A 4,576-nucleotide genomic window follows, 5' to 3' on the forward strand; every position below is an offset into this window, starting at 1 on the left:
TCCGCTTCGTCGGCAGCGTCAGATGTGTATAACGGTCAGTTCCTGATGCAGAACTGTCACCGATGTCCTGAGACATGACACGGACGTATCTCGAGACGTTCCGGGTGTTTTGGACACTCAACACACGGCAGCCGCGGGTCAGGCGTCGCGCAGCGCCTCCAGGCGGCGCACGCGCGGAATCACTTCGGCCGCGAAGCGCTGCATCTCGGGCAGGTGCGGCGAGAACTGGAGGAGCAGCGTCGAGACCCCGACGTTCGCGAACTCCACGGTGCGTTCGGCGACCTGATCGGGCGTGCCGACGAGGTTCGGACGCAGGCCACGGTTCGACACCGAGTACTCCTTGAGGTCGACCTGGGTGTCGAGCTTCGACTTGCTCACGAAGTCCTGGTACGAGCCGTACGCTGCTCCCCCGCGGACGTCGGTGATCCGTTCGATCTCGGCCTGCGCTTCTTCCTCGGTGTCGCGCACGATCGCGTAGGCGGCCATCCCGAACGCCTCGAAAGGCGTCGCGCCGGCCTCGGACCGACGCCGGCGCATGTCCGCGACCTTCGCCGACAGCTCTTCGAGCGTCCCGCCGTGGGTGAGGTACGCGTCGGCGAAGCGGGTGATCGCGGTGCGCCCGGCCTCGCTCTCGCCGCCGGCGTACAGGCGCGGCTGCACCCGGGGCTTCGGCTCGGTGTACGTGCCCTCGGTGCGGTAGTACTCGCCCTCGTAGGCGAACGGCGTCTTGTTCCAGAGTCCGCGCAGCACCTCGACCCACTCGATCGTGCGGGCGTACCGGTCGTCGTGGGCGCTGAACAGTCCCTCGTACTGCTTGGCCTCCTCGGCCCACCACGCGGAGACGACGTTGAGGGTGAACCGTCCGCCGCTGATCTCGTCGATCGTGGCGGCCTGCTTCGCGGTGTGGAAGGGGTTGTGGAACCCGGGGCGCACGGCCGTCATGAGCTCGAGGTTCGACGTGACCGCGGCGAGACCCGCGGTGACCGCCCACGCGTCGAGCGAGGGCGCCTCCACGCCCTTGATGTCGTTGAGGTTGAGCTCCGGGATGAGCGTGAGGTCGAAGCCACCCTCTTCCGCTGCGCGAGCGATCTCGGCGATGTGGGCGAACGAGACGGGCGTCTGCTCGTCGTCGACGTTGCGCAGCCATCCGCCGAAGATGGGGGTCCAGTAGCCGAAGCGCACGCGCTGGGGGGAGGTCATGGCATCCATCCTGACCCGGCTCGATGTCGTGTGTCGTCATGCGAGGACACGGACCGTCACACACCGTTGACCGTTGTCGAGGTCGGTGCGACGGTAGCCGGGTTCCGATCCTCGAGGAGAACCCCATGACCGACATCGCCCCCACGCACGAGCCCCTGAAGTTCGCCTACTGGGTTCCCAACGTCAGCGGCGGCCTGGTGATCAGCTCCATCGAGCAGCGCACCGACTGGGGCTACGACTACAACGTCAAGCTCGCGCAGACGGCGGAGCGCGTCGGCTTCGAGTACGCGCTGAGCCAGGTTCGATACGCCTCGAGCTACGGAGCCGCGCAGCAGCACGAATCCACCTCGATCAGCCTGGCGCTGCTGCTGAACACCGAGAAGCTCAAGGTCATCTCGGCCATCCACCCCGGGATCTGGCATCCGGCCGTCCTGGCGAAGTTCATCAACACGGCCGATCAGTTCTCGCACGGCCGCGCCGCCGTGAACGTCGTGAGCGGCTGGTTCAAGGACGAGTACACCGACCTGGGTCTCGAGTGGCTCGAGCACGACGAGCGGTACGAGCGTGCCGCCGAGTTCATCCAGGTGCTGCGCGGACTGTGGACGCAAGAGAAGTTCTCGTTCCACGGCAAGTACTACGACATCACCGACTTCACGCTGCGTCCGTTCCCCTACGAGGTGCCGGGACGCGCGCACCCCGACATCTTCCAGGGCGGCAACTCGACGGCGGCGCGCTTCAACGGCGGCGCATTCTCGGACTGGTACTTCTCCAACGGCAAGGACTTCGACGGCTTCACCGAGCAGTACGACGACGTCACGCGGGTCGCGGCCGAACACGGGCGTCGCACGCGCTTCGGTCTCAACGGTTTCGTCATCCAGCGCGACAGCCGGGCGGAGGCGGAGCAGCAGCTCCGCGAGATCATCGCCCACGCGGACGACGGTGCGGTGGAGGGCTTCCGCAAGAGCGTGCAAGAGGCCGGAGCATCGACGAAGGACGGCAAGGGCATGTGGGCCGACTCGTCCCTCGACGACCTCGTGCAGTACAACGACGGCTTCCGCACGCAGCTGTTCGGTGACGCGCAGCAGATCGCCGAACGGATCATCGAGTACAAGAAGCGCGGCGTCGACCTGTTCCTGCTCGGCTTCCTCCACTTCCAGGAGGAGCTCGAGCGTTTCGGTGAGACGGTCATCCCGATCGTGCGTGAGCTCGAGGCGGATCTGGCGCGCACCGGCGACCCGATCGAGGTCGCCGCGCGCTGAGGGACGACGGATGCCGTGACCCCGGCCCGTAGGCTCGACTCATGGTCGAGACGCGGTACGTGATCCCGCATCGCGCTCGCACCGAAGCCCTCGTCGCCGAGGCCCTGAGAGCGGCCGGCCAGCCCGACGACCCCGCGCGGTGGCAGTGGATCGAACACGGTTCGGCCAACCTCGTCGTGCTCGCCGGCGCCGCCGCCGTGCGGGTCGGCCGCACCGCGACAGCCGCCGCCGAGTCACTCCGCGCTCAGACTGTGGTCGATGCGCTGCCCGGGCTGCCGTTCGCGGTCCCCCGTGCCCTCGCCGATCCCGTGCGTGACGGCGACATGGTCGCGATCGCGCAGCGCCGACTCGATGGCGTCCCTCACCCGAGCGGACACGGCGATGCCGATGCGCTGCGCGGAGTCCTCGATGCGCTGGCCGCGGTACCGGTCCGCGCGCTCGAAGCGCGCCTCGCGCCTCCGCACGCGTTCATGGGCGGTGAGCAGTGGCATCCGGTCATGGTCGAGCGGGCGATCCCGCTTCTCGCCCCCGACGTCCGAGACAGAGCCCGCCGGGCCACTGACGACCTCGCCGCGCTCGAGCCGGTCCCCGAGGTCCTCGTCCACGGCGACCTCGCCGGGTCGAATCTCCTCTGGGACGGCGGTGTCGTCACGGGCGTCATCGACTGGGATCTCGCGAGTGCGGGCGACCCGGCCATCGATGTCGCAGCGCTCGCCGTGTGGCACGGGTGGGACGTGATCGAGCGCGTGCGTCCGCCCGAGGTCGTGCACCGCGCGCGGATCATCGCGGCGACGCATCCGCTCCAGGTCGTCTGCTTCTCGCTCGTGCAGGGCCGCCCGGAGACCGAAGTCGCCCGCGCGGCGACGTGGGCGAGCGCCCGCATGTGACCGCGGGCGCGTGACTGCCCGCCATGTGACCCGAATGTGACGGGTTATGTCGTCGCGTGACGCGCGGAATGTGCGTCGGTTCCCAGCCTGCGCTGGACTGGCTCCTACCTCGCCCACAGCAAACCGGGAGTCGACATGCCTCTGCCCCGCCCTCTTCGCCGCCTCGCGCTCGCCGCGACCGCCGCGGCCGCCACCGTCGCCCTGCTCGCCGGGTGCTCGGGCGGCGGCGCCGGATCGGGAGCACCGGTCAACGCCGAACCCGTCACGGGCGGAACGCTCACCTACCTCGAGCCGCAGACGTGGACGACGCTGTACCCGCCCGCCGCGGGCTTCTACCCGAACGGCGGCATCGTCAACAACATCACCGATCGACTGCTCTACCAGGACCCCGAGACCCTCGAGCTGCAGCCCTGGATCGCGACCGCTCTTCCGGAGGTGAACGAGGATGCCACGCAGTACACCTTCACCATCCGCGAGGGTGTGACGTACTCCGACGGCACTCCGCTGGACGCGGCGAACGTCGTCGCCAACTTCGACCTGTTCGGCAAGGGCGACTCGAGCCGCAAGCTCACGCAGTCCGAGGCGATCAACAACTACGACCACGGCGAGGTCGTCGACCCGACCACGGTCCGCTTCTTCTTCACCGCCCCCTCCCCCGGCTTCGCGCAGGCGGTGTCGACCATCAACTCGGGTCTGGTCTCGAACTCCACGCTCGCGAAGACGGCCGAGACCTTCGGGCCCGGCAACGCGACGACGGTCATCGGCTCGGGTCCGTTCGTGATCGACGCCGAAGAGGTCGGCACGAAGGTGACGCTGAAGGCGCGCGACGACTACGACTGGGCGCCGCCCTCGCGCGAGCACCAGGGTCGCCCCTACCTCGACGGCATCGACCTGATCGTCGCGGCCGAAGACAGCGTGCGCGTCGGCACGGTGGTGGCGGGGCAAGCGGATGCCGCGCGCCAGATCGAAGCACCCGACGAGGCGCAGTTCGCGGCCCCGGGTCTCGCGCTGGTCGCCGCGCCGACCAACGGGGTGAACAACGGCCTGAGCTTCCGCTTCCGCAACCCTCTGCTCGCCGACATCCGCGTGCGCCAGGCGATCATCGCCGGCATCGACCGCCAGGACATCGTCGACACCCTCTTCACGAAGAACTACCCGCTCGCGACCGGAGCCCTGGCCAAGAACGCGCTCGGGTACACCGACACCTCCTCGTACTACGCGTACGACCCC

Annotated in this window: 4 protein-coding genes; 3 read left to right on the forward strand and 1 reads right to left on the reverse strand. The window is 68.7% G+C overall.

Going from position 1 to position 4,576, the window contains the following annotated elements:
* Positions 1 to 138 precede the first annotated feature (138 nt).
* Positions 139 to 1,200 carry an LLM class flavin-dependent oxidoreductase gene (locus tag NS283_RS17925; protein WP_206542572.1) on the reverse strand — a complete coding sequence of 354 codons (1,062 nt, stop codon included), beginning with the start codon at positions 1,198 to 1,200 and terminating at the stop codon, positions 139 to 141.
* Between the two features lie 125 nt (positions 1,201 to 1,325).
* Between NS283_RS17925 and sfnG the strand changes: the two genes are divergently transcribed.
* The 3 genes from sfnG to NS283_RS17940 form a co-directional block, all read left to right on the forward strand.
* A complete protein-coding gene (gene sfnG, locus NS283_RS17930; RefSeq protein ID WP_058598201.1) occupies positions 1,326 to 2,459 on the forward strand; it encodes a dimethylsulfone monooxygenase SfnG in 1,134 nt (377 codons plus the stop codon).
* Positions 2,460 to 2,500: 41 nt separating this feature from the next.
* Entirely contained in the window at positions 2,501 to 3,346 is an 846-nt protein-coding gene (locus tag NS283_RS17935; protein ID WP_058598202.1) for a phosphotransferase family protein, read from the forward strand.
* 135 nt (positions 3,347 to 3,481) lie between these two features.
* The coding region (locus NS283_RS17940) for a TIGR04028 family ABC transporter substrate-binding protein (protein WP_058598203.1) at positions 3,482 to 4,576 on the forward strand (1,095 nt) is incomplete at its 3' end.

The organism is Microbacterium testaceum, from assembly GCF_001476285.1.
Classification (GTDB): Bacteria; Actinomycetota; Actinomycetes; order Actinomycetales; family Microbacteriaceae; genus Microbacterium; species Microbacterium testaceum_B.